1 protein-coding gene and 1 pseudogene are annotated in these 1,670 nt (G+C 39.0%); both read left to right on the forward strand.

All coding sequences use genetic code 11. The features are described 5' to 3' along the window. The first annotated feature begins 182 nt into the window (after window positions 1-182). Window positions 183-1,343, forward strand: coding sequence for a head maturation protease, ClpP-related (locus tag PL77_RS29680; protein ID WP_044213631.1), 1,161 nt, complete (start codon window positions 183-185; stop codon window positions 1,341-1,343). Window positions 1,344-1,348: 5 nt separating this feature from the next. Beyond that, window positions 1,349-1,670 (forward strand): annotated as a pseudogene (locus PL77_RS29685) (hypothetical protein); the annotation flags it as partial.

A 1,670-nucleotide genomic window follows, 5' to 3' on the forward strand; every position in this document is an offset into this window, starting at 1 on the left:
TTCTTCTCTTTGCTTAGTGCCATTTTTTTGTGTTTTGATATGCATCAAATATGACGTCTAATAAAAAAGGTATTGATTTCATTACTCAATTTTCGGCGTACTTTACCGAAAAAACGGAAAAGTTAGAGATGAAATGAAGTGATCGCTGAACCTTTGGGTATCAAAAGAAAACAAGAAACGCAATGAAGATCATTTCTAAATCAGGTACAAAAGTAAAGGCGAGGCTATCCGGGGATATATCCGTATGGGGGCGTAACAATGCTATTTCATTCAGTAATCAGATTGATGAACTGGCAGAAGAGTACGAAGAGCTTGAGATACAGGTACACTGCTATGGAGGTGATGTCATGGAAGGGATTGCGATGTGCAATGTATTGAAGCATGCAGATATAAAGGTTACTGCTGTAGTGATTGGTTTAGCGGCTTCGATGGGTACTATCTTTCTTTTGGCTTGCGATAAGGTATATATGTACAAGAACACTTATCAAATGATCCATGAAGCCTTAACAGGTGCATACGGTAATTCCACTACCTTGAAAAAGGTAGCAGAAACATTAGATAAAATAAGTGGCATACTGTATCAGCACTATAAGGATAAAATGCCCGAGAATAAGCATGCAGAAATTGAAAAGTTCATGGATGGTGAAGATCACTGGTTAACCGCACAGGAATGTAAAGAACTCGGGATAATTGATGGTGTAATAGACAAAGACGGGATCGAAGTACCAACAGCCATGTTGCAAGCTAAATCACAAGAAAAAGAATCATTCAAGCAATACTTCTCTGCGAGTCTTGAAAGAAACGGAGAGTCTTCTCCAAAAGAACCTAAAATCAAATCAACAATGAAAGAAGTGTTAATCGCTAAAATCTTAGCGAAGAATTTCGTCGGTGTATCTGCTACAAGTGCGGATGAGCTTGGAGAAGAATTGTTGGCTTTCGCTGAATCAGCATCAAAAGAAAGAGATGAGTTGAAAGCGAAGTTAGATCAACTGGAGCTCGATCAAGTCGAAAGACAGAAAACGGAGGTGAAGAACTATTTGGATAATGCCGAAAAAACAGGTGCTATTCAAAATTCTCAAAGAGCCTTCTATGAAAATCTTTGCAAAGATACTGAAGGTTTTGAATCGGTAAAAAATATCCTCGGTTCAGCGACTCCTCAAAAACCGCCTACTATCTCCAGTCAGTTTGATGATTCAAGCAAAAAGGAAGAGAACACTGAGAAGTGGACTTTTGAGGATTATCAGGCGAAGTCTCCAGAGAAACTGGAAGCAATGGCGAAGACAGATTGGGAGAAATTCTCAACGCTGTATGAAAATCAATTTGGCGTTAAACCTGAAAAATAAAAACTATGGCAGGCGTATATAAAGAAGTTTGGACGGGTGCAGTTGAAAAGCACATGAGAGCCGATGCAGGATTTTTAGCAGAAATTCCTGACAAGTCAAAAATGGTAGGCAATTCTGTAATTCACCTTACAGAGCTTGGAGCAGATCCCGGGGTGTTAATTGATAACACAGTTTATCCTATTGCAACCAATCAATCTGCTGATGGTGATGTCACTATTGTTTTGAGAAAAATCGAAACGGAAAATACTGAGATCACAGACGATGAATTGTATGCTATTTCTTATGATAAGATCAAGGAAAAAGCAACACAGCACGGTGACGCTCTCA

The organism is Flammeovirga sp. OC4, from assembly GCF_000812565.1.
Taxonomy (GTDB): Bacteria; Bacteroidota; Bacteroidia; order Cytophagales; family Flammeovirgaceae; genus Flammeovirga.